Origin of the sequence: Rhodomicrobium vannielii ATCC 17100 (assembly GCF_000166055.1) — a bacterium.
Taxonomy (GTDB): Bacteria; Pseudomonadota; Alphaproteobacteria; order Rhizobiales; family Rhodomicrobiaceae; genus Rhodomicrobium; species Rhodomicrobium vannielii.
This window is the reverse complement of record NC_014664.1, coordinates 254,587-279,564: the sequence shown is the minus strand read 5'-3', so window position 1 is coordinate 279,564 and position 24,978 is coordinate 254,587. Positions and strand designations below refer to the sequence as shown.

Sequence of the window (24,978 nt, the reverse complement as noted above, 5' to 3'; positions counted from 1 at the left end):
CTCACACTTTTCGGCGCGATGCTTAGTCGAGGTCGTGCAAAAGCGCCAGGTCGTCGCGATGAATGAGCGCCGCCCGCCCGGCATAGCCAAGCGTCGCCTCAATTTCGTGGGAACTGCGCCCGGCGATGCGCGCGGCTTCCTCGGCGCAGTAGGCGATGAGCCCCCGCCCGATTTCGCAGCCATGGCCGTCGCGGATGATGACCGCCTCGCCGCGCTCGAATGCGCCGCTGACGCCGGTGACGCCCGCCGGCAGGAGGCTGCGCCCGGAGCGCAACGCCCGCGCCGCGCCATCGTCGATGAGCACGACGCCTTTCGGTTCGAGCGTACCCGCGATCCAGCGCTTGCGAGCCGCGACCGGGTTCGCCGAAGCGAGAAACCATGTGCAGGGTGCGCCGTTGGCCAGCGCGCGCAGCGGATGAAGCTCCTTGCCGCTCGCGATCACCATATGCGTTCCCGCCGAGACGGCGAGCTTCGCGGCGGTGATCTTCGTCACCATGCCGCCGCGCGAAAGCTCCGTGCCCGCGTCGCCCGCCATCGCCTCGATTTCGGGCGTGATCTGCGTCACGACATCGATATGCTGGGCGTGAGGATTTTTTGCGGGCGGCGCGGTGTAAAGCCCGTCGATGTCGGACAGGAGCACGAGGCAGTCCGCCGTCATCATGGTGGCGACGCGCGCCGCGAGGCGGTCGTTGTCGCCATAGCGGATTTCGGCGGTTGCCACCGTGTCGTTCTCGTTCACCACGGGAACCGCGCCGAGCTTCAGAAGCGTCGCGATGGTGCTGCGGGCGTTGAGATAGCGGCGGCGCTCTTCGGTATCGCCCGGCGTCACGAGGATCTGCGCCGTGGTAATGCCGCGCTCGCGGAATACCGTTTGATAGGCGTGCGCGAGCGTCACCTGCCCGACGGCCGCCGAGGCCTGCGCCTCTTCAAGCTTGAGCGCACCGGGTGCGAGCCCGAGCGCGCGGCGACCGAGCGCGATCGCGCCCGACGACACAAGGATGACCTCGCGCCCTTGCGCCTTCAGCTCCGCCACATCGTCGCCGATGGCTTCGAGCCACGCCTTTTTCAGCGTGCCGGTTTCGCTGTCGGTCAGCAGCGCCGAGCCGATCTTTATCGCGATACGGCGCTGGTTTCGCCATTCGGGGCGCGCGTCGAGGGCTATCCGCGCGGATTGTGTGCCAGAGAGCGTCATGATGGCGTTGAAAAACGCCGAAATCCGCCGTGCGTCAAGCCGGTTGCTGTTGCGGCCGTTTCGACGCGACGGCGGCTGCGAAGGAAAGCGGCAGCGCCGTCGTGAACTTGATCTGCTCCATCGCGAAGCTGGAACTGACATCGGTCAGGTCGATCTGCGAGATGAATGCCTTGTAGAAGCGATCATAGCTTGCGATGTCGGGCACGACCACGCGCAGCTGATAATCCACCGCGCCGCTCATGCGGTACGCCTCCACGATCTCCGGGAAGCTCGCCACCACTTTCTGGAAGCGTTCGAGCCATACGGCGTTGTGCTGGTTCGTCGTGATGGCGACGAAAACCGTCACGCCGGCGCTGACGCTCTTCGGGTCGAGAAGCGCGACGCGACGCTGAATGACGCCGTCCTGTTCGAGCTTCTGAATGCGCCGCCAGCACGGCGTCGTCGACAGGCCGACCTTCTTGCCGATTTCCGCCACAGGAAGCGTGCTGTCTTCCTGCAAGATGGTGAGAATTTTGATGTCCATAAGGTCGAGCATGGGCGAATCCAGTAAATTCTTTCAGCAATGCGCCTGCGTGCGCAATGAGAACCCACACTACATTCGATCCGCACCCTTGACTAGAATATTTTTTCTCGGAAGGGCCTGCGTTATATGGTCACCTTCAAGCCGTCCACGGCCGCGATGCAAACCCGCGTATCGATGCGGTCCAGGGACGCGAGCATTTCGTCGCCCATGTGAGTCAGCAGATAACGCTTTGCACCGATGGAGGGAAATTTCGCCGACAACCTCAGATAATCGAGGTGCATTTCGACCTTCGTGCTGTAGGTCGAACATTCGACGAGATACAGATCGGCCCCGCGACCTGCCGCGATGACGCCGCCGCAAAATCCGCTATCCCCCGAAAAGCTGAACTGCTTGTCGCCGTCGCTTACGGACAGAGCCAGTGAAGGCGAGCCCGAGAAGTGGTCCACCTCGAACGCCTCGATCATCAGGCCGCGCCATTCGATGGCGAAGCCGGGATGAAGGTCGCGAAAGAGGATTTCGAACGGTTTCTTGACGCCGAGGATGCCCGGATAGACGTTCTCCATCAGGCTCTCGAACCGGCTCTCGATGCCGGGCGGTCCGAGAATTTCCATCGGCTTGTCGGTTCGGTCGATGAACATGCGTTCGAGAACGAGGGACGGCAGGCCGCCGAAATGATCGCCGTGGCAGTGCGAAATCAGGATGGCGTCGGCGGACGAGGCGCGAATGCCCGCGCGCGCCAGCTCATGCGGCGCAGTCGCCCCGCAGTCGATCATGAGCCGGCCGTGCGCGGTATCGAGCAGATAGCAACTATTGATCCGGCCGCCGGAGGCGAAAGCGTCGCCGCAGCCGATGACTGTCAGTTCCATGCGGGCCTCACGCTTTGGATGAAGGGCGAGCGGTCACTTCGGAATACCACCGGGCGAAATGCGGCACCCCTTCGGGCACGGCCAGCCGGGCGGGTTTCATGAAATCGGTGGCGATCATGGCTGTGATGTCGGCGACGGAAAAGCGCTCGCCCGCAAGGTACGGCGTTTCGCCCAGCCGACGGTCGAGGGTGCGAATGATGTCGGAAACGCGCGGCTTGTTGGCTTCGGCCCATGCGGTAACCTGCGGCACTTCGAGGCTCGTCATCGCCGGGTGCGAATGCCGAAAACAATGTGTCACTGGCAAGAAAAAGCTCAGTTCGGCGATGCGGTTCCACATCTCGACTGTGGCGATTTCGAGCGGCGTCCGCCCGAAAAGCGACGGCTCGGGTTGCAAGGCCTCGAAGTAACGACAAATGGCGAGGGACTCGGAAATTGCGGTCCCGTCGTCGAGGACAAGAACAGGCACGCGCTGCACCGGATTAAGGCCGGCAAACGCCTCCGTTTTGTGAGCACCGGTCATGATGTCGACGTTCTCGAAAGGAACGGCGATGGCTTTTTCAGCCAGGAAAACACGGACACGGCGGGGATTTGGTGCGCGCTTCTCGTCGAGTATCTTCATTCGTTAACCAGGCTTTGCGATATTCCCAAAGTGTCGCGGAACAGAATCGACCTTTCAAGCGAATAAACAAATATCAACGCAATATTAGCACTTTCGCGCGATCCTACCATGAACGGCGCGTGCCAGGGCAGCAGAGCGCAGACTCCTCCAGACAAAGTGGATGATGGGTTGATGAGTACCGCTCGTTCCTTGAGATGGCGCCGGTTCAAGCAGAAGACGAGCATCGCAGCCCCGCAGCAGAGTAATAGCTCTGCGGTAAAGCACGATTTCGCATACGACCTTTTGATCATGTTCGTACGCAACGAAACCGTCGCGGCGCTTACCGTTCCGATCCTCGCGATCTTCGTTGCCGCCACTATGCTGAACTGGGCGACTGAGCCGCGTCAGCTTCTCCTGTGGCTCGCGACCATCTTCATTACTGAGGGCATCCTCCTTGCGCTTTGCCGCCAGTTCAAACGGCAGCCGCGCGAGACGGTCGATCTCGTACAGTGGAGGCGTAACCTCGCGGCCGCCGAATTCCTCTACGGTGTCTGCTGGGCAGCTGTGGCGTTCACACCCTTCGTTGTGCAATCGCAGGCGGCGTTTTTCTTCCTGTTCGCGGCGCTGACGGTCGTCACGGCGATACGCATGATGTTCGCCGCTTCGGTTATGCAGATCCTGCATGCGGGCACGGCGCCGGTAACTGGCGCACTCGCGTTGCGCTTTCTGATGACCGGCGAGCCTTTCTACTGGGCGCTCGCGGTGGTCGCGGTCGGCATCCATTTCTACTTCGTCTTCCTCGTGAAGAACCTTCAGCGGACCGCGCTTTCCATGCTCGACTACCGCGCGGAGAAGGATCGTCTCATCGAGGAACTTGAGAGGGCGAAGGCGGCCTCCGACGAGGCGCGCGTCCGGGCGGAAGCGGCCAATGTGGCGAAGTCGAAGTTCCTCGCCAACATGAGCCACGAACTTCGCACGCCGCTCAACGCGATCATGGGCTTCTCCGAGATGATCAAGGATGAAGTCCTCGGCCCCATCGACAACGAGAACTATCGCTCCTATGCCGCCGACATCCACGAATCCGGCAGCCACCTCCTGAAGCTCATCAACGAGATCCTCGACCTCTCGCGCATCGAGGCCGGACGCTACGAGCTGACGGAAAAGCCGATCGACGTCGCTGCGACGGCGCTTGAAAGCCTGCGCCTGATGCGGATCGATGCGCATCAGAAAAACCTTCGCGTTGTGACGGACTTCCGCCCCGACATGCCGCGCATCATGGCCGACGAGCGAGCGCTTCGACAGATCTGCCTCAACCTCCTCTCCAACGCGATCAAGTTCACGCCCGATAGCGGCCTGATCGCGGTTCGCGCGGGGATCCTGCCGAGCGGCGAGGCGGTGCTTTCGGTTCGCGATAACGGCCCCGGCATCCCCGAGGAGGAAATCTCGCAGGTATTGCGCGCCTTCGGACAGGGATCTCTCGCGCTCAAGACGGGCGAGAGCGGCACGGGCCTCGGGCTTCCCATCGTCAGCGGCCTTGCCGAGCTGCACGGCGGACGGTTCGAACTTCGCAGCAAGCTCGGCGTCGGCACCGAAGCTTCGCTCATCCTGCCGAAGGCCCGCGTTCTGCCCGCAGTGCCCCAGCCGCGCAAGCCAGCGCCCGCGCCGCAGCCTGCCGCTACCGCCGAAGCGGTTCCGTATCTGATGCGCGGCGCCGCCTGACACGGGCAGACCGACGCTTCGTGTGTGGGCGCGGCTCACCTTATCGCGTCTGTTGACCGCTTTTGCTCTCGGGAAGCTTACGCACCTGATCGCTGTTCAACCGGAGCTTGATGCGGTCGGCCATCTGCTGCAACTCGTCGGACGTGATATTCACGACCTTGTCGCCGAGACCGAGCAAGCGACCGATCTCGATTTTCACCGACTTGATGCTACCGTCCGAAGAACGGTCGATCTGCACCACCTTGCCGAGGTTGACGCCGTCCGAGCTGTACACCGGCATACCGCGCATATCCGATGAACCGGACTGCGATTGCTGCTGGCCCGATTGCGATTGCTGGCCGTTATCCGCCGTTGCCTGGCCGGATCCGCCGTCCATGCGACTGCTCTGCGCCGATGCCATCATGCCGGGATACTGCCGCGCGGCGGCGACGATCATCTGACACGAAGGCGGGAGCGAAGACACCTTCTGCCCCATACACGCGTCGCGGTTTTCCGCATCTCCGCATTGCGTGCGGATCGCGGTGCGGCAGGAATCGGCCACATCGCGCACGGCGGTCTGCATATATCCCGACACGCGCCTCAGCGTGAAGCGGCAGCGGCGGCTCAGCTGATCCGAATAGGCTTCCATACAGGCCGCGATGCGCCCGCGCCCCGGCGTAACCTCGCCGCAGAAACGGTCGATGTCATCGCCGCATGCATCCTCGACACGCCCCATGGCCATGGCGACACGGTCGCGAAGTTCCGAGCGGGACAGGCGGTCGAGTATATCGTCGCGGCGGCTTGAGCGGGAGCTTTCGTCTGCGCCGCCCCCATCGCCAGTACCGTCGCGCTGCTGCATAGAACCGCCTGCGGCACCGCCGCCTGACGTGCCCATCTGCTGGTCGCCGCCGCTCTGGCCTCGCTGCTGCTGCGGCTCCTGACTCATCGCGGGAAGTGGCGTCAACGCGAGCGCCGCTACCAGAAACACTGCTTTGTACATGGTCGTTCTCCGTATCGTTCCGAGGCGGGCCTCCCCCGCGCGCCCTGACCTCCAAGCTCACGACGCTGTCGCGGCTCTATTGTCCTTCAGGAAGAAATCGCCGCTCAGAGTTTCCCGCCGTCGTCGTCATCATCGGAATCGTCATCGTCGGAATCAGCGACACGGTCCTGAATCCGCGCGATCAGAACCTTCACCTCTCCGTTTTTGCGGAGCCTCTCCAGAATGAGCTCGCGGATGTCGTCGCTCCGGTCGGCCATTCGGTTCGACCCGGCCTTGAAGCGCTCTCTCATGCCGCCCTGGCTATCGCCGCGCATCTGGTCGCGCATGGCGCTCCGGCCAGGACAATCACTGCCGCTTCCCATCATCCCGCCGCGATCGCGCATGCGGTCCATCATGTCGCCACCGCGTCCGCCCCAGCGGTCGGACATGCCGCCTTGCATGCCACCTTGCATGGCGCGCTCGTGCATCGCCTCGACCATCAACGAGCGCAGTTCCGCGCGGCCTTCGGGGTCGGACAGCATCTCGCGAAGGGCGGCGCGGCGCTCGCGGCGTTCGTAATCGTCGTCGCCTCGCATGCGATCCTTGAAGCGTTCGCTCCAACCGCCGCCGCGTCCGCCTGAATAGTCCGACGCGTCCCATCCGCCAGCAGACGCGGACGCAAGCGGCAGACACAATGCGCAAGCGGTGAATAGAAATGCCGCCCCCGATAGCATCGATTGCCGTATCATGGTTGTTTTCCTCTGCTCCTAAACTGCTTTGATGCGATTTAGGGCAAAAATCGCCTTGAGTGTCTATGGCACTTGGAGGAACATTGCGGAACGCGCGGGAATTAGTGAAATATTGTATAATAAAGTATTTCCTTTATTCCGCATTTTCCGAAATTTGTGTCCTTTATATTGATCATCCGCAAGAGTCTGCTATGTGGCGATCCCGCGAACCGTCCCCGCAGGAAGCAGTGCTCGCCAGCGTGGAAAACCTCGACATTTGGCTCCGGCGTGGATATGCGATGACCCGGCGCGGGTTAAAAAGGCGACGGCCTCAATCGGCTTTCCAGCGCTGTCGCGATCAGGCGCGGGCGGGAAGAGAGACGCCGCCTCAAATGGCCCGACCGACGATCAGGCTGTCTCAACGGCGCTTTTGGATCGTTTTCGACGTGATGCGACGCTTCGAGCGACTATGTAAGGCGCTCGTGTAATGCCCTTGACCTCGGAAAGGGTGGATCAGGAACTTCCAATGGCGACGACATATTCCCTGCAAAACATTCTCGCGCATGACGCCAGCGACGCGCGCCAGCGCCCTTACGACAGGGTGCTCGTGCGCGATCTCGTGTTGCCCGCCCACATCGGCATCTGGAGCGAGGAAAAGGGCATCGAGCAGCGCGTGCGCTTCACGGTGGAGCTTTCGGTGCTTCCGGGCGCGCATCGGCCGGGCGATCTGTCGAGCGTCGTGTCCTACGATTTCATCATCGACGGCATTCGCGAGGCGGTGGCGGCGGGGCATGTGCTGCTGACCGAGACGCTGGCCGAGCGCGTCGCCGAGCATTGCCTCTCGCATCGGCGCGCCATGGAAGTTCGCGTGGTGGTGGAAAAGCTCGACCGCGTGCCCGGCGCGTCGCTCGGATGCGAGATTATCCGCTTTCGTCCACATCAACCTTAGCGCGCATGATGGATTGAACGCACCTCCTGTGGTAGAGCCAAAACCGAAACGGGGGATGGCCGATGACGGACGCTGGCGCGCAGATCACGCTGAACGTGTTTTCGAATTGCTCGGAGGTGGATGTCCGGAAAATCCCTGTGAAAGAAACGGTCGAAAGTTTCTTCGCCTGCTTCGGTCGCGATATAGTTGCGCGCACCGTCTATTTCATCGACCCGTCCCCTTTCCGGCGAAGCTACGAGGCGCATCGCCAGCGCATTTCGGAGTTTCACACACAGCTAGGGCCGTTCGAGATCCATTATACATATGGACTCGCCTTCGGTTATCGCAAAAGCATCGTGCTGAGCGAGACGGAATACGCCTTTCAACTCGAACATGACTGGCGCTTCAACGCGCCGCTGATCCGTCATTCGATCGAGCACCTTGTTGCGGCCATGAGGGCGGGCGGTATCGATCATCTCCGCTTCAATCAGCATGTGAATGCCACCAACCGGTACGATGTCGAGTTGGAGGAGACGAATTTCGCGTCCGTGCCGATGGTGCGGACACCGATGCGATCCAATAACCCGCATCTGATCCACATCCCCACCTACCGCGAGAAGTGGCTGCACCTTATTGATCCGGCACGCGGCAAGTCGAAAGGCGTCGAGGAAAATCTATGGCGCGTTCCGAACTCAGCCATCTACGGGCCGCTGAACTATCCAGCAACGATCGAGCACGATGACGGGCGAGAGCGCCTTCGCAAGCTCGGCAAGAAGCTCGGTAAGCCGGCCTTCAATTTCCTGATCCGCAGTGGTGCCATGGAGGCCGCCTTTGAGGCCGAGCATTTTGTGAAGCGCCGCCTGGGGCGCGCCTGAAAGCGAAATGCACGGCGGGCAAACGGAAGTGTCACGCCACGAGTGCGAGTCTGAATCCGCGTCCAGAGCGTTTTCGAGGGACCAGTTCCTGCTCGCCTGAAGAAAACGTCGCAGATCAGGCTGGAGCATGTTTTCTGCGTACGCTGAAACGCGCTACCTTCCTCGACATCGCGGGTTCGGGTTGCACCAGCGCCCTCTAGGAGCAAGCTGAATGCCAACTGACCATATCCGTCTCACTTCAGCTCGGTCACAGATCCCATTTTGCAGGTTCTGACGGAAGCTCTTGAGTTTTTCAGCGGCCTGCTAAACGGCTTATCGAGCGCCTTCAAAACCGGCTTTTCGCTCGCTCAATAGCCGTCGATGTTGCGATAATACTGGTATTGAACCGAGAAGATCCCACCGATGGCCCCAACCGCGAAGAAAATGTTGCGGCCACCTTCGAGCGCGCTGACCTTGAACCCGTTCAGATTGAACGGCGCGAGCAGCGGCGCGATTGCGAGTTGGCCGATGCCCCGGAAAAAACGGACCACGGAAACGGTGCCATAACGAGCGAGAGCAGCGCGATATCCGTTGTCGTTGCGGTAACGGACGAAATGGCTGTTTCCCTGAGCAAGCCCGCCCAATATGTGGCGCCAGTAGGTAAGGCGCGACCGGTGGATTTCGTCCATCACGATGGGGAGCCGCGAATTTACGATCAGCATGCCTCCGTTGTTGGCACGAGAGAAGAAGTCTGAGTCGGAGCCTCGGCCCAACCCGATCCGCTCATCGAAGCGAAGACCCATGCCGTCGGGTCGGATCAGTCGAGCCGAGAACATGACGCCGCAAGTCCCCGCCGACCGACGCTTGCGTTCGGAAACCGGGCGATCCTCATCCACGACTTCCACCGCGCCCGTTCGACCGGTGGCCCAGAAGGGCTGCGGCGTTGGGAACATCGGCACGATATGCGCCTGGACGACGTCGGCACCATCGCGCGCCGCCGCTTCGATATGTTTCGCGAGAAAGGTTGGGTGCGTTATCTGGTCGTCGTCCACGAAGGCGACGTGGTCGGCTGCCATCGCAAGCGCCGCATCTACGACGCGGTTTCGCGCGAACGGGATGCCGCGCCGTGGCTCGTGGATATAATGCACCGGGAAAGGCGACATCGCGGCAAAGGCGTCCACAACGGGCTTGGTAGCGGGCGCTGTGTCGTTTTCGACCACTACGACACGCACGTCGTAATCCTCGACGCCCTCCTGTCGCCCGATCGACTCGAGGCAGTTTTTCAACATGCCGGGACGCCGGATCGTGCAAATACCGACGCAAATTCTGGATAGCGGGGTCGTCGCGTCGCGGGTTTGCGAGAGGGCCGGAGCCGCGGGAGCCTCTGCAATGTCGATGGTAGCTGCTAATCCCATGGGGATCGCATAACGGGCGCAGCCTGCGCGAAACTTGCCGGCGGACGCGTCCGCGAGATTTCCCCAGCAAAAGACGTTCGCCTACAGCGGATATGAGTTCGCGACGCCCTAATCGGTGGCAACGTCCTCGCTCACATGCGTCGACGGAATGCGGATGACCGCCTTCAGCCCGCCGAGATTGCTCTTATCAAGCGTGATGTCGCCGCCGTGACTCCTCACGATGTCGCGCGCGATGGCAAGCCCCAGCCCCGTGCTTTTCTTGTTCTGGTTGCGGGCAGCGTCGAGGCTGTGAAACGGCCGGAACACGACCTCGCGCTTGTCCGCCGGAATGCCGGGGCCGTCATCCTCGACCACGACCGTGAGCCAGCCATGCGAGCGCAGCGCCCGGATCTGGACCGTGCTCGCGTAGCGCGTCGCGTTGGTGACGAGGTTCAGCACCGCGCGCTTGAGCGCGTTGCGGCGCAGCGCGACGATCAGCGGGTTCTGCCGCACGTCGAGCCGCAGCGTCTTGCCCGGCTCTTCCGCCGCCGTCTGCACCTCTTCGAGAATGCTCCGGACATCGACGCGCCGTATTTTCTCGCCCGCGGCACCCTTCGCAAACGCCATATAGTCTTCGAGCATCTGCTGCATCTCGTCGACGTCGCGCTTCAGCGCTTCAATTTGCGGCGCGCGCATCATCGCAAGCTGGAGGCGGAAGCGCGTGAGGATCGTGCGCAGATCGTGACTCACACCCGCAAGCATGATGGTGCGCTGTTCCACATGGCGTTCGATACGGTCGCGCATGTCGAGGAAGGCTTGCGCCGCAAGCCGCACCTCGCGGGCGCCGCGCACCCGGAAATCCGGCGGCGCGGGGCGTCCTCGCCCGAAGCGGTCGGCAGCGTCGGCGAGCGCCAGGATCGGGCGGATCTGGTTTCTGAGGAACAGGATGGCGACGATGAGCAGGACCGTCGCGGACGTCACCATCCACACGATAAAGAAATGCGTGTTCGACGGGATGAGTTGCGCGCGCTGGGCGAGCACCCGCATCACCGCGCCATCGAGCTTGATGCGCACCTCGATGTAGTTCGACGAGCCAACCGTGTCGATCCAGTACGGCCTGTTGATGCGGCGGCTGATCTCGCCCGAAAGATAGCGGTCGAGGAAGCCGAAGAACGGCTTCGACCGCGTGACGGGCAGTTGGTCGCCCGGCAGGAAGCGGACCGACAGCGAAAGGTTTTCACGCGCGAGGCGAGACAGGCGGTCCAGATCGGCCTCGGTCTTCGCGTTCATCGCTTCGTAGGTATCGGCGAGCATCGCGATGTCCTGCGCCGTCGCGACGGACAGACGGCGCGTCACAACCTGCCAATGCCGGTCGAGGAAGACGAAGGCCAGGATCGATTGCAGGATGACGATTGGCGCGATGATGATGATGAGCGCGCGGGTGTAGAGGCCCTTCGGTGCGAGCGAGCCGAGTGCGGAAAACACGCGCGAGAGGAAGGACGCGCGCTCGGGTGGCCCGCTTTCCTTTGGCAAAGCGGGCGGTCTTGCTGCCGCATCGCGGCTTGCCTTTTCGGTCAGGTTCAGCGAAATGGCCTCGATCCCTTCCGTTTCGACGCCCGCGATGAGCGCCTGCCCGCCTCAGTCCAGATAAAGAATGTATCCCTTGCCGCGCACCGTATGGAGATAGGCCGGGTTCGCCTGATCGGTCTCGATCTTCTGGCGCAGCCGATTGATCTGCACATCGACGGCGCGCTCATTCTCATACTCGCCGAGCCTTGCGAGATCCTCGCGCGACACGAGTTCGCCCCCGGCGAGCGCAAATTCGCGCAGCACCTCGCGCTCGCGGTCGGTAAGGCGGATCGGCTCGTCGCCGCGCTTCAGCTCGTTCTTCTTGAGGTCGAACACGAACGGCCCGAAACGAACCTCGCCGTGCTTAGTTTTGGGCGAAGCGTGGCGGCGCAGGATGTTCTGCAGGCGGAGCAGGAGTTCGCGCGGCTCGAACGGCTTCGCCACATAGTCGTCCACGCCGAGTTCCAGACCGCGCACACGGTGCTCCGGCTCCGACCGCGCCGTCAGCATCAGGATGGCGACGTCGGATTCTTTCCTCAACCACTCGGCGATGTCGAAACCGCTCTCGCCAGGCATCATGACATCGAGGATGAGGCAATCGAAAGCGATGCTCCGAAGCTTCGAACGCGCGGCGGCGCCGTCGCCAGCCTGCGTCACGCGAAACCCGTTCTGGCGGAGATATCCGGCGAGCAGATCGCGGATGCGTTCGTCGTCGTCCACAACGAGAATGTGGGGTGCGTCGTCGGAGAGTGGGGGCGCGTCCATCTCGAACGATGGCACGGCGGACGCTGTCACGGCGGTCATGGGCAGGTGGGCCTCATTCTTGCAAAGCTTGACGATAAGTGATGATAAGTTTTGACTGGACGCAAGCGATATTGAAGCGCTTTATTTCGGTCACTCTGGCATTTCCGAGGCTGGAGGCGTGTGCATTACGCACCGATTTTGACGAACAAGAGCAAAAAAGCGATTGGAGATTACGATGGCTGGCCCAGCCCCTATTCCTTATGACCAACGCGACGGTTTCATTTGGATGGACGGCGGCCTCGTACCGTGGCGCGATGCGAAGGTGCACGTCCTGACGCACGCCCTCCATTACGGCAGCGGCGTGTTTGAAGGCGCGCGCATTTATGAAGGCGAGGTTTTCGCGTCCCGCCGCCATGCCGAGCGGCTCCGCGCGTCGGCGGAAATCCTGGGCTTCGAAGTGCCCTATTCGGCCGAGCAGCTTGAGCAGGCGTTCCGCGACGTCATCAAGGCGCAGAAGCTCGACGAAGGCTACATCCGCCCGGTCGCATGGCGCGGCCCGGAAGAAATGGGCGTCGCCGCCAAGCACTCGAAGATCCACGTTGCCGTCGCGGTGTGGGACTGGGGCTCGTACTTCCCGATGGAAGAGCGCCTCAAAGGCATCCGCCTTTGTTTCGCTAAGTACCGCCGCCCCGATCCGGCCACCGCCCCTTCCACCGCGAAGGCCGCTGGCCTGTACATGATCTGCACCATCGAGAAGCATCGCTCGATGGACCTCGGCTATAACGACGCGCTCATGCTCGACTGGCGCGGCTACGTCGCCGAGGCGACCGGCGCGAACATCTTTTTCGTGAAGGACGGCCAGATCCACACGCCGGACGCGGACTGCTTCCTGAACGGCATCACCCGCCAAACCCTCATCGCGCAGGCGAAAGCGCGCGGCATCACGGTGCATGAGCGCCGCATCCAGCCAGAAGAGATGGCGGGCTTCGAGCAATGCTTCCTGACCGGTTCGGCTGCGGAAGTGACGCCCGTCTCCGAGATCGGCGAATATCGCTTCACCGTTGGCGAGATCACGAAATCGCTTATGGAAGAATATAGCGCGCTGGCGCGTCCCAGCACGCGGCCGGACAAGCTGCGCCACCTGGCGGCCTGACGCGCAGCAACACACGATGGCCGGGCTTGCCCGGCCATTTTCATTTGCGGGGGCGGATGACGCGCGAAGGCAAGATCGAGACCGCGATGGTGCTGGCGGCGGGTTTCGGCACGCGCATGCGGCCCATCACCGACACGATCCCGAAGCCGCTCGTCCGCCTCGATGGCCGCGCGCTCATCGACCACGCGCTCGACCGGCTGGCGGATGCGGGGATCCTCCGCGCCGTGGTGAACGTGCATTACCTCGCCGACCAGATCGAAGCGCATGTGAGGCCGCGGCGCACGCCGGAAATCACCGTCTCCGACGAGCGCGATGCCGTGCTCGAAACCGGCGGTGGCGTGGCAAAGGCGCTGCCGCTTCTCGGGCTGCATCCCTTCATCGTGCATAATTCGGACAGCGTATGGAGCGAGGGCGCGCGCTCGAACATCGCCGCGCTGACCGCCGCGTGGGAGCCGCATCGCATGGACGTGCTCCTTCTTCTTTCGCATCGCGACCGCAGCCTCGGCTATGACGGGCGCGGCGACTACACTCTCGGCGACGACGGCCGCCTAGCACGGCGTCCGCGCGACGGCGAAGCTGCGCATGTCTATGCGGGCGTGTCGATCCTGAACCCGGCGCTGTTCGACGGCATCGCGGACCGGGCGTTCTCCTTGAACCGAATCTTCGACAAGGCTATGGCTGAAGGTCGGCTGTTCGGGGTGGAACTCGATGGAACGTGGATGCATGTCGGTACGCCTGAAGCGCTCGCGGATGCGGAGCGGTTCTTGAATGACAGGCGGCGGCGCACAGCTTGAGCTTGGGTTTTCGGCCGCGCGCGGCAGTGCCGTCTTTGCTTGCCCGCCTCACCGCCCTTTCCTGCCCGCGCTCGCCGCCGCGATCCTCGACGGCGCGCTGTTCGGCGGAGGCGAGCCCGAGCCGCACGACATCCCCGCATTGAATGTCTATGTGCCGTCGCAAGCCGCCGTCACACCGCTGAAGCTCGCGCTCCTCGACCTCAGCCCGTGCGGCGCAACCTTTCTGCCGCGCATCCGCGTGCTCGGCGACGCCGATCCGCTCGACATGTTCGCGGCCTACGCGCCGCATATGGACGCCGGTGATGCGCTCGCCCTCCTTCGCGATGCGGTGGACGTGCCGAAACCAGTCGGCGACATCGAACGTCGCGTCCATCTGAGCGCTGCGGCGATGAAGGCCGCGCGCGACATCCACAGCACGCGGATGGAGTTCGGCGAGCAATTGTTCTCCGGCGTCACGGCGACGAGCGCGGCGAAGATCGCCGCCGACATCGCAAGCCTCATCGACGACGCCCATCGCGAGCGCGCCGACCTCGCCAAAATCGACCGGCTCGACAGAGGCCACGCCTCCGGCGGCGAGCAGATTTCACTGCAAATCCTGCGCGCCGTGCGCAAGGCGTGGGACGCGCACAAGAAGCGCAGCCGGCGGCTCGACCGCGAGGAGCGGCGCAACCGCCTCATGGCCCTTGAAGCGGCGTTCATCCGCGCGAGCGACGCGCCGGTGATCGTCGCCGGTTCGACCGGCAGCGTCGCCGCGACCATGGGGCTGATGGAAGCGCTCGGCGGACGCGCGCGCTCGGCCATCGTGCTGCACGGCCTCGACCGCGCGCTCGATGACGCGTCGTGGCAGGCCATCGCCGAGCACCCCGAGCACCCGCAGCATGGTTTGTGGCAGTTGCTCGCGCGGCTCGTCGTTTGCCGCAACGAGGTGAGCGAGCTTGAAACGGTGCGCGCGTTGCCCGCTGGCGGCGATCCGATCCGCGCGGCGTTCCTCAGTGAGGCCATGCGGCCCGCTTCCACAACGGCGCGCTGGGCGGATTATGTTGCGGCGCGAAAGGCCGAGGGCAGCCGCGATGCGGGGGCAACCGCCCGCGATGTGTGGGCCGACGTTTCACTTTGTGACGCGCCGCGTGGCACCCTCGCGCCGGGGCTGACGCTCGTCGAAGCAGACACGAGTCAGGAAGAAGCGGTCGTCGTCGCGCTGATCCTGCGCGCCGCGCTCGAAGACGAAGCCGCGCATGTCGCGCTCGTGACGCCCGACGATGCGCTCACGGCCCGCGTCCGTCATGCCCTCGCGGCTTGGGGAATGGCGAGCGAACTGCCCGCCGCGCCTCGGCACGCTTTCGCGCTACGCGTGGCGGCAACAGCGACGAGCGGCAAGCCCGAGGATTTCACGGCGCTGCTGCGGCTAGGCCTTCTCGAACCTCGATCAGCTTATCTCCGTCAGCGCGAGTCCGATTTGACGGAGGCTGATCCAGGCGCGGACCGCGACCGCTTTCTCCGCCTCGCCGAACTGGTCGATCTCGGAGCGGCGCGGCAGATGTGGCGGCCCGCCTCGATGGACGGCATCCCGGCGGCGCTCGCCCGCGCGCAGCACGCCATCGCGAGCGGCGAGGCCCGCCACCCCGCCATGCGCCGGATCGATGCCGAGGCATGGGACGCCGCGCGGCTCCTCGCTGGCGACGTGCTCGACGCGCTGTCGCCGCTCACCGAAAACGCCGCCGACCCGGCATCAGACGCGGCGCCGACACTTCCCTTCCGGCGCTGGGTGGCGGCGCATGATGAAGCGCTCGCGCGTCTCGCCGCAATCGGCCTCGCCTGCGATGCGGGCGACGACGCGCCTTCGCTTGGCGACGCGTTCGGCGTCGATGCGCCCTCCCTCGCGCTCGACATCAACGACTACGCCGCGTTTTTCGCCGAACTCGCGCGCGGCGAACCGACGCCCGCTGCGGGCAGCCCGCATCCACGCCTGTCGCTTTTGAGTCCGCTCGACGCCCGCCTTCTGTCTGCCGATGTAATTGTGCTCGGCGGGCTGAACGAAGGCGCGTGGCCGCAGACGCCGGGGCCAAGCCCGTGGCTCAATCGGCAGGACCGCGCCGCTATCGGCCTCTCCCCCGAAGAACGCCGCATCGGGCAGGCCGCGCATGATTTCGCCTCGCTGGCCGCAGCCGCGCCGCGCGTCGTACTCACCCGCGCGAAAAAGGCAAACGGCAGCCTCGCGCGCCCGAGCCGCTGGATCGCGCGCATCACCACGCTTGCGCGCGGCACGGGCCGGCTCGCCGAGATCGAGACCGGCGCGGATTGGCTCGAAATGGCGCGGGCGCGTCGCATGCCCGCGACGGTCACGCCCATTGCGCCGCCGGAGCCGCGTCCGCCGCTGTCCGCACGCCCGCGCCGCCTGTCCGTCACCGCCATCGAGACGTGGTTTGCGAACCCCTATGCGATTTACGCAAGCTTCATCCTTGACCTCAAACCGCTCCGCCGCATCGGCGAAAGCCATGACGCGCGCGACAAGGGCACGCTCTATCATGCGGCGCTCAATCGGTTTTTCGAGGCGTACCCTGACCGCGTGCCGGACGATGCGGCGGCTCGCCTCGTTGCATGCCTCGACCGCTCGGCTGAGGAATTCGGCTTCGACCTCGACGCCGCGCCGTTCTGGCGGCCGCGCTTCGCCCGCTTCGCCGAATGGTTCGCGGCGACGGAAGCGCAGCGGCGCGATGGATTGCGGCTGTTGAAAAGCGAAGTTGGTGGCAAGCTGAAGCTCGTGGCGGAGGGAGCGGCCGGGCCGTTCGAGGTGACGGCGCGCGCCGATCGCATCGACCTCGGCGCGGATGGCAGCTTGCGCATCTTCGACTTCAAGACGAGCGCGAACGCGGCGACGACATCCGCGCGGCGTGGCGCTCCCCAACTCGCGCTGGAAGGCATGCTCGCCATGGAAGGCGCGTTCGCGGGGCTGCCCGCAGGCGGCGCGCCCGACCTTTGCTATATCATCGCGTCGGGCGGAGAGCCGCCGGGCGACATCGTCACGCTGAAGGTGCCGAGCGAGGAAGCCATCGCCGCCGCGAAGGCCGGTTTGCTCCTGCGCATCGCGCGCTTCGACGACGAGGCGACGCCCTACGCCTACGAAGCCCGCGCCATCTTCAGGGACAAGGCCGACAACGACCCTTACGCGCATCTGGCGCGCGTGAAGGAATGGTCGGCGGCGGCTGACGGCGAAGACGTAGGCGCGGAAGACGGAGGCGGCGATGAGTGACGCACTTCACGACGCGCGCCTCGCCGAGGCCTCCCGCAAGCAGCGCTCGGCGGCCGATCCGTCTGTTTCGGCATGGGTGCGCGCAAATGCGGGAACCGGCAAGACGCACGTCCTCGTGCAGCGCATCCTGCGGCTCTGCCTCGCGGGTGCCGCGCCGCGCTCGATCCTGTGCCTGACCTTCACCAAGAATGCCGCCGCCGAGATGGAAGCGCGCGTGCTGAAAACCATGGGCGAATGGGCCACCGCCGACGCGGCAACGCTGGAGGCGGCGCTCGCGGCACTCCTCGACCGCCCCGCCGAGGCTGGCGAACTGGCCGCCGCACGCACGCTGTTCGCCACCGTGACGGATGCACCGGGCGGCCTGCCGATCATGACGATCCACGCCTTCTGCGAGCGCCTGCTTCGCCGCTTCAGCTTCGAGGCAAACGTGCCGCCGGGCTTCACGGTGATGACGGAAGAGGAGGCCCGCGACGCGCTGGCGGCGGCGAAGGCAGCGGCATTTTCCGAGGCGAAAAGCGGCGCGATGCGCGATGCGCTCGCCACCGCCGTGGCCCATGCAGGCGAGGATGAATTCGGCCGTGTGTTGAAGGACATGCTCGGCCATCGCCGCACGATCCACTACCTGTTGAGCGTCGGGCCGGAAGGGGACCGCATCGCTCCGGTGAACGCGCGGCTTCGGCGGATCTTCGGGCTTGCGGCGAACGAAACCGCCGCCAGCCTCATCGATCGCGCGGCGGCCGTGCTGAGCGACGAGACGATTCGCGAAATCGTCGCCATTTTCGCCGAGGGCGGGAAGACCGAAGCCGAGATCGCCGCGAGTTTGCGTCTGGCGATGAGCGCACCGGACGCGGCGTCGAAATGCGCGTGCATCAAAAAAGCGCTCGGAACGAAGGGCGGCGAGCCGAAAAAGCGGCTGGCCACCGCTCCGACCCAACGGCGCGCGCCCTCCTTGTGCGAGCGGCTTTCCCGTGCGCAAACGGATTTCTTCGACCTCGACCGCAAGATCTGCGCCGCGAAGGTTGTCGCAGCGACGGCGGCGCTGTTCCGGCTCGCGGCGGCGATCTTCGACGCTTACGAGGCCGAGAAACGTGCGCGCGGCGCGGTCGATTTCGACGACCTTATCGAGAAGACGCTGGCGCTGCTCCATCGCGAAGACGCGGCCGAGTGGGTGCTCTATCAGCTCGACGGCCGCATCGACCATGTTCTCGTCGATGAGGCGCAGGACACGAGCCCCGAGCAATGGGCTATCGTCGCCGCGCTGACGGCCGAATTTTTTTCCGGCGAGAGCGCTCGCGCGACCATGCCGACGCTGTTTGCCGTGGGCGACGAGAAGCAGTCGATCTACGGCTTTCAGGGCGCGCGGCCCGAATTCCTGGCCGCCTTTGGCGCGGCTTACGAGCAGAAGGCGCGGGCGACGCAGATGCCGTTCCGAACCATCGGCCTGGACCTGTCGTTCCGCACGCTGGCGCCCGTGCTTTCGGCGGTTGACCACGTCTCCGCAGCGCTCGGCGGGGGCTTGAGCACCGCGCCCATGCCGCACATCGCCAATCGCGACGACGATGGCGGCCTCGTCGAGCTTTGGCAGCCCGAACGCGGCGCGCGGCAGGACAAGGGCGACGTTTGGGTGCCGGAAGACGACGCGGCCACCTCCGCCAAACCGGCGGAAGCGCTCGCGTCGCGGATCGCCACCAAGGTGCGTGGCTGGCTCGATGGCGGCGCTGCGCTCGGGCGGGAGGGCCGACCCGTTGACCCGGGCGACATCATCATCCTCCTGAAGAAGCGTCAGCCGATGGCGAGCCTGCTTCAAGCCGCGCTGAAACGCGAGGGCGTGCCGGTGGCGGGCGCGGACCGGATGTCGCTTGTGGATGACCTCGCGGTGATGGACCTGCTCGCGCTCGGCGATGCGCTGCTTCAGCCCGAGGACGACCTCGCGCTCGCGGCGGCGCTGAAAAGTCCGCTGTTCGGGCTTTCGGATGACGATCTGTTCGCGCTGCGCAACCCGCGAGAGGGCTCGCTCTGGGCCGCGCTTGGCGCGCGCGCCGAAGCCGAGGCAGTTGGCCGCTTCGCCGAGGCTGCGGCGCGGCTCGCGTCGTGGCGCGATCTGGCGCATCGGCTTTCGCCTTTCGATTTTTACGCGCAGGTACTGGATCACCCGTTGCCTGCTGCGTCGGACTCCGACGACGGGCGCGGCGGGCAGGCCGACGATCCGCACATCGGCGGTGCGAGTGTTGCCTCATTCGGGGAGGACACGAACCACTTCAGGGGCGTTGGCGGAGACGACATGTCGACGGGGAAAATCGACTCGATCTCGCTATCGACTGAAACGCGCTACGCTTCCGCCGCAGCGCACACCCCGCCCGATGGTCGAGCGGCATTCGGCGCGCGGCTCGGCCCGCAATGCTTCGAAGCACTGGACGAGTTCTCGAACCTCGCCGAAACCTTCAGCGCGGGCGGGCGCGGTGACCTCGCGGATTTTCTCGTGTTCGTGCGCCATGGCGCGGCCGAAGTAAAGCGCGAGACCGATCAGGCGACGCGCGAAGTGCGGATCATGACGGTGCACGGCGCAAAAGGCCTCGAAGCGCCAATCGTCATCCTGGCCGACGCATGCGGCGCAAGGGCAGGACGGCAGCCGCCAATCTTGCTCCTGGAGGACCGCGCCGACGGCGTTCGCGTGCCGGTGTGGACGATCAAGGGTGCGGGCGCGTTGCCACCCGTCGCCGACCAAAAGGAAGAGCTTGCTGAAGCGGCTCGGCGCGAATCGGGGCGGCTTCTGTACGTCGCCATGACCCGAGCGCGAGATCGGCTTTATATCGCCGGCTCCCACACGGGCGATACGCTGCCCGAGGGCTGCTGGTTCGACACGGTGAAGTCGGCGCTTGAGCCGCATGCTGCCGGGGGCGTCGATGATCACGGCCGCCTTTTCTGGCGCCTCGGCTCGGAGTTGCATGGCGTCAGCGGCGCCGGAGGAAACCACGGCGAGCCGATGCCGGTTGCGCTGCCCGACTGGGCGGGAAAGTCCGCCCCCGCAGGAAATTCCCGCGTGCTTCTCTCCGCCTCCGCGCTGGTTCCGCCTGCGCTAATTCGGAACCGATTTGACGCAGAGACGCTGACCGACATCCAGCGTCGTGCCGCGTCCGGCTCGCCGAACGACGCGCTTAAATCGTCACGCGAACCGGCTTCACTGAACGCTCATCAACCTCCTGTCGACGCATTTTTTCTGCGCGCGCCAGCGCTCGAAACCGCCTCAGACCTCGATGAATGGGGGCCGAACCCCCATGACGGCGTCGCTCGGAAGGTTGCGCAGCAGACCGGTATTTTCATTCACCGGCTTCTCGAAATCCTTCCCGGACTGCCCGAAGGTCGGCGCGGCGAGGCCGCGCAACTCGCGGCCGCGGCCTTTCGCGAAGCGCTTCCCGGCAACCGCATTGAAGCAGCATTTGAAAGCGTCGAAAGATTGCTCGCAACCCCACATCTTAGGCCGGGAGACAAGCGCGTGCTTTCGGAGGCCGGGATCGCCATCGCGCTGGAATCGAACGAACGCGCCGCCATCCTCGGCCAGTGCGACAGAATCTCGATTGGCACAGACGGTATCGAGCTTCTCGACTACAAATCCGGCACGCTGTCGGACGGCGATCCACTGCCTGCCGTCTATGTCGCGCAACTTGCCGCGTATCGCCTCGCCCTCGGCCAACTTTATCCGGCGGCGAACATCCACGCGTCGCTCATCAACGCCCGCTCTGCTTCACTCCTTGAGGCTGACGCCGAAGCACTCGATGCGTTCGCGACCTTGTTGGCGGGGTCGCTCGCCGATCCGTTCCACGAGGCCGGATTGGAGGGCTGACACCGCATGCGCGCGAGTGGTTGGCGGGTGAAGATGTCGTTTTGACGTCTGCAAATTCGCCACACAACCGGTTGGCGACGCCAAGTCTTTCGCATTCAAGGGAGCCATGGGAGTCGAGAGCTTGCTGCTTTCGCCTTCCCCGGATGCGCGCGCTCCAAGCGATAGCGTAGGTGTTCAGTCTCATGCTGTGATGTGCATTGTTAACGCCGTCACACGCTGGGACTGAAGAATTTAGTGCGCCGAAGCTCGCGTTCGTCGCGACCGGCAGTCGTGGGATAAAACAAAAACCCCCGCCGAAGCGAGGGTTTCTGTTCTTGAGCAATGGCAAAAAAGGTACCGGCGACGGGCGCCAGCACCTCTCTCAAGTTTACTGCGTCTTCACCGTAGCTGCGGGGCCAGCAAGCACAGGGTATTCCTTGAGCATGCTCACACCGTAGAGGGGCTTGAAAGCACCCTGGTGGCAGGTGGCGCAGTTCGCTTTCGCGATGTCGCCAGCCGGACCTTTGCGGCCGGGGACGTTCGCATAAAGCGGCGTCAGCGGATTGATGTAGTTGTTGTTGATATCGCGCACCATACGAATGCCGTACCAGGCAGTCACACGCTGCGGGCTGCTTGCTCCCCAGGACTGGAAGTTCTGGGTGTTGTGGCAGTACGTGCAGTTGACGCCGAGCGACTTGGACATCGACATCATCAACCCATAGGTCCATTCCGCCTGCTTGAGCGACATATGGTTCGTCGTCGGCAAAGCGGTCGGGCCCACAACGCGGATCTGTTCGCTCTTCATAAGGAAGGGCGTGAAGGGATCGAACGGCAGTGACGTCAGGCCGACAGCCGGAGCGCGCTGGTTCTGACCGGCAAGATTACCGAGCAGAGCTTTCGAGAACCGAGGTTCGACCGGCGTGTACCATACGTTCTTCGGGATCGGATTTCCGCGATGGCACGTGTAGCAGGTAACGCCCTGTCCGTTGATCGCAACGTGAGACTTCCATTTCGCGTTGAGATCCTGGGTCAGTTGGATCATGCGGCGAGAAACGATCTTGGTGTAGACGTTCTCGTCGGCAAAATCCGCTTCATTGTGGCAGTACGCGCAGCCCTGTTCCGGCGCCACCCACTTGGTGATCGCCGTCATGAACCGCAGGAACTCGTTCGAGTCGAGATCGCCGAGAACCTTGACGTTCTGATAGACAGCCGAAGCCTTCGTGCCAGCCGGGTCGATATTCTCTTCCGGAGCCGGAACCGCATTCAGAGCCTGCTGCTTCTGGCTATGGATGTCGCGGGAGTTGACAATGTGCACCAAGCCCGTTCCGCGATACCCCCACTGCAGCCATTCAACCGTTGGACGCTGCAGCGTGTAGTAGGAAAAGACGACCAGGAAGACCGCCAGTGCCGCGCCCGCAAGGGCAAGGGTTAGGATTCGTTGCTTGTAACTCATTTGGGAGCTCCCGGAAGAAGGGCCGGGTCAACGATGACGGGCAGAGTCTCGGGGTAGACCGGCACGAAACCGTGCTTGATGCCCCAGAGGTACCAGTTATCGACGACAGTTCCGGTCAGAAGAATGCCGATACCGCCGGTGATCGGGCACAGTACCGCAAACCACCAAGCCCAGCGATGGATGGATTCCATGGAAGCGTTGAAGCCCATGGTCCAGCGCCAGAAAAGACCAGCGCGCTCAAGCGCCGTGCCGCGATCGGTAGACTGCTCGATTTCGCGCTCACCGCCGAAACGGCTGACCGCGAGGATCGTGGCGCCATGCATCGCGAAGAGAAGCGTGGAGCCGTACAGGAAGGCGATCGAAAGCATGTGGAACGGGTTGTAGTAGAGGTTCCCATAGCGGATGGAGAACGTCGCCGTCCAGTCGAGATGCGGGAAGATGCCGAACGGTACAGCTTCACCCCATGTTCCCATGAGGACCGGGCGGAAAAGACCGCACGAAAGCATCAGGAAGATCGCGGAAGCGAACGCCCAAGCGATGTGCGTTCCCATGCCGAGCTGACGGGCGCGGAGGTAAGTGCGGGCCCACCAAAGCAGCACGGAAGCCGTCATGAAGAAGCCAGCCCAGAGCCACCAGCCGCCATTGTTCAGCGACGGGATCTTAAGCCCATTTTCAGGAGCCGGCGGCTCAAGAGCCAGCCAAGGCAGCTGTTTCACGAACTGCGCCGGGCTCCAGTCCACCGAGGCGGCCATGTTGAGGCCGATGATCTCGATCGCGATGAACCCGAAGATGATCGATGCGACGCCGGTCAAACCGAGATAGATCGGGCCGATCTGCGCGTCACCGATGAGGCCGAGCAGATAGACGTGGAAAGGCTTGCCGGTGCGGCCATATTGGTCGCGATACAAGGGAACACCGAGATGCGCTGGTCCCTTAACTTGAACTTGTGTAAAGATATTTTGATATTCGGCCATGGTCTGTTCCCCCCTAGCGCCAGACTGGGATATTGAACCACCAGTTCCACCACTCGGGCCAACCCTTGGTCCAGAAGGGTCCACTCAGAACGATGCAGAGGGCGCTGAAAAGAACCGCCATGATCGCGCAGAAAACGCCGAGCCTGTGAATGCCGATGGTGCCGACGGAATAACCCAGAAGATCGCGAGTGAAGGCGTTCTCATGCTCGGGTGTCTTCACAACATCGCGGCCGCCTGGATTGAGGGCCGAGAGAATGAGACCGCCGTGCATCGCGAGAAGAAGCGTCGTCAGGAAGAAGAACGCAATCGCGAGCATATGGGCCGGGTTGTAGTGGAAGTGCAGATATTGATATCCAGTGTTGGATACCCAATCTAGATGGCTGAGGATGCCGTAGGGAAAACCAAAGCCCCACGCGCCCATGAGAACCGGGCGGATGAAAACAAGGCTGATATACGCAAAGATCGCAACGCTGAAGACGATCGGCACGTGATAACCAATGCCCAGCTTGCGGCAGATTTCAACTTCGCGCAGCGCCCATGATACGAATGCGCCAGTCGCGCAGATCGTGATGAGCTGCCAGAGACCGCCCTTGGCCAAAGGAGCCATACCCAAACCGTAACTCAGGTCTGGCGGAGCGATGTTGATCTTCCAGATATTGAGAGTATGCCCTTGGGCAGCCCCCCATACGATCAATGCCGTTCCAAGGAGTGCAAAGAACAGCGTGGTAACCCCGAAAAATCCAACGTAGAACGGGCCCACCCAGAAGTCGAATAGGTCGCCCCCCACGAGGGTGCCGCCTCGAATGCGGTATTTTTTTTCATAACTGAGCAATGCCATCGCTCACCTCCAATTAGGAGGCGAGCCGCCGCTCGACCTCCCTTTGAAAAATTCCCAAGAAAGCGGATGAGGCGCGACTATCCTCATCCGCCATTCTGTGTGGACCCAACCGCTCAGCGAGCCGGAAGGGCGGAGTTCTGGGAAGCAGCCGCCGGAGCCGGAGTGTCGATCCAGTTGTAGCGGGTCGTGCTGAGGAGGATGAAGTGGATCAGGAGACCCAGGACGACGAGGAACGCGAACAGCGCGACCAGAACCCGGCGGGGATCAAAAAGAAGCCAAATGCGCCACATGTGATTTTCTCCTTATGAATTAGGCGAGATACTGGACAATGGTCAGGGCCGCGGTCTGCACGCCGTCGCCGAGGTCGGCGAGCGGGCGAGCCCAAGGACGCCAGTTCCAGGACAGAACGTGAGCGATAATCGCAACAATGGTGAAGCCGATAAAGCTAGCAACAAAGATGCTGTGGAATTCCTTCGCCTCGCCTTCGGTCAGCCCGGTGAGCGAGACATCCCTTTCTTCTTGAGCCATAAGCTTGATCTCCGCTAAAGTGGACTCTTGCAGTTACCGCGCATTGCCCTCGCGGCCGGGTTCGCCATGGCGTTCTCGCCATGGAGTTCTTTTGC

The 24,978-nt window shown here is 63.6% G+C and carries 21 protein-coding genes; 7 read left to right on the top strand and 14 right to left on the bottom strand.

Annotated features, from left to right (window positions below; genetic code table 11):
* Positions 1 to 22 precede the first annotated feature (22 nt).
* From proB to RVAN_RS01170, 4 genes are all read right to left on the bottom strand, one after another.
* Positions 23 to 1,192 (bottom strand): glutamate 5-kinase, encoded by a 1,170-nt coding sequence (gene proB / locus RVAN_RS01185; RefSeq protein ID WP_013417931.1) that lies wholly within the window; start codon positions 1,190 to 1,192, stop codon positions 23 to 25.
* A gap of 34 nt (positions 1,193 to 1,226) precedes the next feature.
* Positions 1,227 to 1,727 (bottom strand): Lrp/AsnC family transcriptional regulator, encoded by a 501-nt coding sequence (locus tag RVAN_RS01180; RefSeq protein WP_013417930.1) that lies wholly within the window; start codon positions 1,725 to 1,727, stop codon positions 1,227 to 1,229.
* 110 nt (positions 1,728 to 1,837) lie between these two features.
* The gene (locus RVAN_RS01175) at positions 1,838 to 2,581 is read right to left on the bottom strand and encodes an MBL fold metallo-hydrolase (protein ID WP_013417929.1); all 744 of its coding nucleotides are present in this window, start codon (positions 2,579 to 2,581) and stop codon (positions 1,838 to 1,840) included.
* A gap of 7 nt (positions 2,582 to 2,588) precedes the next feature.
* Positions 2,589 to 3,200, bottom strand: a complete 612-nt coding sequence (locus RVAN_RS01170; protein ID WP_013417928.1) for a glutathione S-transferase family protein — start codon at positions 3,198 to 3,200, stop codon at positions 2,589 to 2,591.
* A gap of 288 nt (positions 3,201 to 3,488) precedes the next feature.
* Between RVAN_RS01170 and RVAN_RS01165 the strand changes: the two genes are divergently transcribed.
* The gene (locus tag RVAN_RS01165) at positions 3,489 to 4,898 is read left to right on the top strand and encodes a sensor histidine kinase (protein ID WP_169309496.1); all 1,410 of its coding nucleotides are present in this window, start codon (positions 3,489 to 3,491) and stop codon (positions 4,896 to 4,898) included.
* Between the two features lie 40 nt (positions 4,899 to 4,938).
* On the opposite strand, the gene RVAN_RS01160 is transcribed toward RVAN_RS01165, so the two are convergent.
* Positions 4,939 to 5,877, bottom strand: a complete 939-nt coding sequence (locus RVAN_RS01160; protein ID WP_013417926.1) for a PRC-barrel domain-containing protein — start codon at positions 5,875 to 5,877, stop codon at positions 4,939 to 4,941.
* A 104-nt stretch (positions 5,878 to 5,981) separates the two neighbouring features.
* Positions 5,982 to 6,605, bottom strand: a complete 624-nt coding sequence (locus tag RVAN_RS01155) for a hypothetical protein (protein ID WP_013417925.1) — start codon at positions 6,603 to 6,605, stop codon at positions 5,982 to 5,984.
* A 505-nt stretch (positions 6,606 to 7,110) separates the two neighbouring features.
* Here RVAN_RS01155 and RVAN_RS01150 point away from each other — a divergent pair.
* Together RVAN_RS01150 and RVAN_RS01145 are read left to right on the top strand one after the other, a co-directional pair.
* On the top strand, positions 7,111 to 7,533 hold the full coding sequence (locus tag RVAN_RS01150) for a dihydroneopterin aldolase (protein ID WP_013417924.1): 423 nt from the start codon (positions 7,111 to 7,113) through the stop codon (positions 7,531 to 7,533).
* Between the two features lie 62 nt (positions 7,534 to 7,595).
* Positions 7,596 to 8,387, top strand: coding sequence for a hypothetical protein (locus tag RVAN_RS01145; RefSeq protein WP_013417923.1), 792 nt, complete (start codon positions 7,596 to 7,598; stop codon positions 8,385 to 8,387).
* Between the two features lie 347 nt (positions 8,388 to 8,734).
* Here RVAN_RS01145 and RVAN_RS18555 read toward each other — a convergent pair whose 3' ends face one another.
* From RVAN_RS18555 to RVAN_RS01130, 3 genes are all read right to left on the bottom strand, one after another.
* A complete protein-coding gene (locus RVAN_RS18555) occupies positions 8,735 to 9,781 on the bottom strand; it encodes a glycosyltransferase family 2 protein (protein WP_013417922.1) in 1,047 nt (348 codons plus the stop codon).
* Positions 9,782 to 9,889: 108 nt separating this feature from the next.
* Positions 9,890 to 11,293, bottom strand: a complete 1,404-nt coding sequence (locus RVAN_RS01135) for an ATP-binding protein (RefSeq protein ID WP_013417921.1) — start codon at positions 11,291 to 11,293, stop codon at positions 9,890 to 9,892.
* A gap of 105 nt (positions 11,294 to 11,398) precedes the next feature.
* Positions 11,399 to 12,133, bottom strand: a complete 735-nt coding sequence (locus RVAN_RS01130; RefSeq protein WP_013417920.1) for a response regulator transcription factor — start codon at positions 12,131 to 12,133, stop codon at positions 11,399 to 11,401.
* 175 nt (positions 12,134 to 12,308) lie between these two features.
* On the opposite strand from RVAN_RS01130, the gene RVAN_RS01125 reads away from it, so the two are divergent.
* Genes RVAN_RS01125 through RVAN_RS18550 form a run of 4 tightly spaced genes read left to right on the top strand, consistent with a single transcriptional unit; the run spans position 12,309 to position 21,111 of the window.
* Complete coding sequence (locus RVAN_RS01125; protein ID WP_013417919.1) at positions 12,309 to 13,226, top strand: branched-chain amino acid aminotransferase; 918 nt, start codon at positions 12,309 to 12,311, stop codon at positions 13,224 to 13,226.
* 56 nt (positions 13,227 to 13,282) lie between these two features.
* The gene (locus tag RVAN_RS01120; protein ID WP_013417918.1) at positions 13,283 to 14,020 is read left to right on the top strand and encodes a nucleotidyltransferase family protein; all 738 of its coding nucleotides are present in this window, start codon (positions 13,283 to 13,285) and stop codon (positions 14,018 to 14,020) included.
* Positions 13,995 to 17,270, top strand: a complete 3,276-nt coding sequence (addB, locus tag RVAN_RS01115) for a double-strand break repair protein AddB (RefSeq protein ID WP_013417917.1) — start codon at positions 13,995 to 13,997, stop codon at positions 17,268 to 17,270. Before RVAN_RS01120 ends, addB begins: the two co-directional genes overlap by 26 nt.
* Positions 17,263 to 21,111 carry a UvrD-helicase domain-containing protein gene (locus RVAN_RS18550; RefSeq protein ID WP_013417916.1) on the top strand — a complete coding sequence of 1,283 codons (3,849 nt, stop codon included), beginning with the start codon at positions 17,263 to 17,265 and terminating at the stop codon, positions 21,109 to 21,111. Before addB ends, RVAN_RS18550 begins: the two co-directional genes overlap by 8 nt.
* Positions 21,112 to 21,478: 367 nt before the next feature.
* Here the strand turns inward: RVAN_RS18550 and pufC are convergent, their stop codons facing one another.
* The 5 genes from pufC to pufB all read right to left on the bottom strand — a co-directional run bounded on the left by pufC (position 21,479) and on the right by pufB (position 24,883).
* Positions 21,479 to 22,543 (bottom strand): photosynthetic reaction center cytochrome PufC, encoded by a 1,065-nt coding sequence (pufC, locus tag RVAN_RS01105; protein ID WP_013417915.1) that lies wholly within the window; start codon positions 22,541 to 22,543, stop codon positions 21,479 to 21,481.
* Positions 22,540 to 23,517, bottom strand: a complete 978-nt coding sequence (gene pufM / locus RVAN_RS01100; protein WP_013417914.1) for a photosynthetic reaction center subunit M — start codon at positions 23,515 to 23,517, stop codon at positions 22,540 to 22,542. The genes pufC and pufM overlap by 4 nt, the downstream gene beginning before the upstream one ends.
* Positions 23,518 to 23,530: 13 nt before the next feature.
* Positions 23,531 to 24,355, bottom strand: a complete 825-nt coding sequence (gene pufL / locus RVAN_RS01095; protein ID WP_013417913.1) for a photosynthetic reaction center subunit L — start codon at positions 24,353 to 24,355, stop codon at positions 23,531 to 23,533.
* Between the two features lie 113 nt (positions 24,356 to 24,468).
* Positions 24,469 to 24,645: a light-harvesting antenna LH1, alpha subunit gene (pufA, locus tag RVAN_RS01090; RefSeq protein WP_013417912.1), complete on the bottom strand. Its 177-nt coding sequence runs from the start codon at positions 24,643 to 24,645 to the stop codon at positions 24,469 to 24,471.
* Between the two features lie 19 nt (positions 24,646 to 24,664).
* Positions 24,665 to 24,883: a light-harvesting antenna LH1, beta subunit gene (gene pufB, locus RVAN_RS01085; protein ID WP_013417911.1), complete on the bottom strand. Its 219-nt coding sequence runs from the start codon at positions 24,881 to 24,883 to the stop codon at positions 24,665 to 24,667.
* Positions 24,884 to 24,978: the final 95 nt, after the last annotated feature.

What these genes read in the sequence shown, in the direction of transcription:
- proB (WP_013417931.1), bottom strand. Translation starts at nt 1,192, where the DNA reads ATGACGCTCTCTGGCACACAATCCGCGCGGATAGCCCTCGACGCGCGC.
- RVAN_RS01180 (WP_013417930.1), bottom strand. Translation starts at nt 1,727, where the DNA reads ATGCTCGACCTTATGGACATCAAAATTCTCACCATCTTGCAGGAAGAC.
- RVAN_RS01175 (WP_013417929.1), bottom strand. Translation starts at nt 2,581, where the DNA reads ATGGAACTGACAGTCATCGGCTGCGGCGACGCTTTCGCCTCCGGCGGC.
- RVAN_RS01170 (WP_013417928.1), bottom strand. Translation starts at nt 3,200, where the DNA reads ATGAAGATACTCGACGAGAAGCGCGCACCAAATCCCCGCCGTGTCCGT.
- RVAN_RS01165 (WP_169309496.1), top strand. Translation starts at nt 3,489, where the DNA reads ATGTTCGTACGCAACGAAACCGTCGCGGCGCTTACCGTTCCGATCCTC.
- RVAN_RS01160 (WP_013417926.1), bottom strand. Translation starts at nt 5,877, where the DNA reads ATGTACAAAGCAGTGTTTCTGGTAGCGGCGCTCGCGTTGACGCCACTT.
- RVAN_RS01155 (WP_013417925.1), bottom strand. Translation starts at nt 6,605, where the DNA reads ATGATACGGCAATCGATGCTATCGGGGGCGGCATTTCTATTCACCGCT.
- RVAN_RS01150 (WP_013417924.1), top strand. Translation starts at nt 7,111, where the DNA reads ATGGCGACGACATATTCCCTGCAAAACATTCTCGCGCATGACGCCAGC.
- RVAN_RS01145 (WP_013417923.1), top strand. Translation starts at nt 7,596, where the DNA reads ATGACGGACGCTGGCGCGCAGATCACGCTGAACGTGTTTTCGAATTGC.
- RVAN_RS18555 (WP_013417922.1), bottom strand. Translation starts at nt 9,781, where the DNA reads ATGGGATTAGCAGCTACCATCGACATTGCAGAGGCTCCCGCGGCTCCG.
- RVAN_RS01130 (WP_013417920.1), bottom strand. Translation starts at nt 12,133, where the DNA reads ATGACCGCCGTGACAGCGTCCGCCGTGCCATCGTTCGAGATGGACGCG.
- RVAN_RS01125 (WP_013417919.1), top strand. Translation starts at nt 12,309, where the DNA reads ATGGCTGGCCCAGCCCCTATTCCTTATGACCAACGCGACGGTTTCATT.
- RVAN_RS01120 (WP_013417918.1), top strand. Translation starts at nt 13,283, where the DNA reads ATGACGCGCGAAGGCAAGATCGAGACCGCGATGGTGCTGGCGGCGGGT.
- addB (WP_013417917.1), top strand. Translation starts at nt 13,995, where the DNA reads ATGACAGGCGGCGGCGCACAGCTTGAGCTTGGGTTTTCGGCCGCGCGC.
- RVAN_RS18550 (WP_013417916.1), top strand. Translation starts at nt 17,263, where the DNA reads ATGAGTGACGCACTTCACGACGCGCGCCTCGCCGAGGCCTCCCGCAAG.
- pufC (WP_013417915.1), bottom strand. Translation starts at nt 22,543, where the DNA reads ATGAGTTACAAGCAACGAATCCTAACCCTTGCCCTTGCGGGCGCGGCA.
- pufM (WP_013417914.1), bottom strand. Translation starts at nt 23,517, where the DNA reads ATGGCCGAATATCAAAATATCTTTACACAAGTTCAAGTTAAGGGACCA.
- pufL (WP_013417913.1), bottom strand. Translation starts at nt 24,355, where the DNA reads ATGGCATTGCTCAGTTATGAAAAAAAATACCGCATTCGAGGCGGCACC.
- pufA (WP_013417912.1), bottom strand. Translation starts at nt 24,645, where the DNA reads ATGTGGCGCATTTGGCTTCTTTTTGATCCCCGCCGGGTTCTGGTCGCG.
- pufB (WP_013417911.1), bottom strand. Translation starts at nt 24,883, where the DNA reads ATGGCTCAAGAAGAAAGGGATGTCTCGCTCACCGGGCTGACCGAAGGC.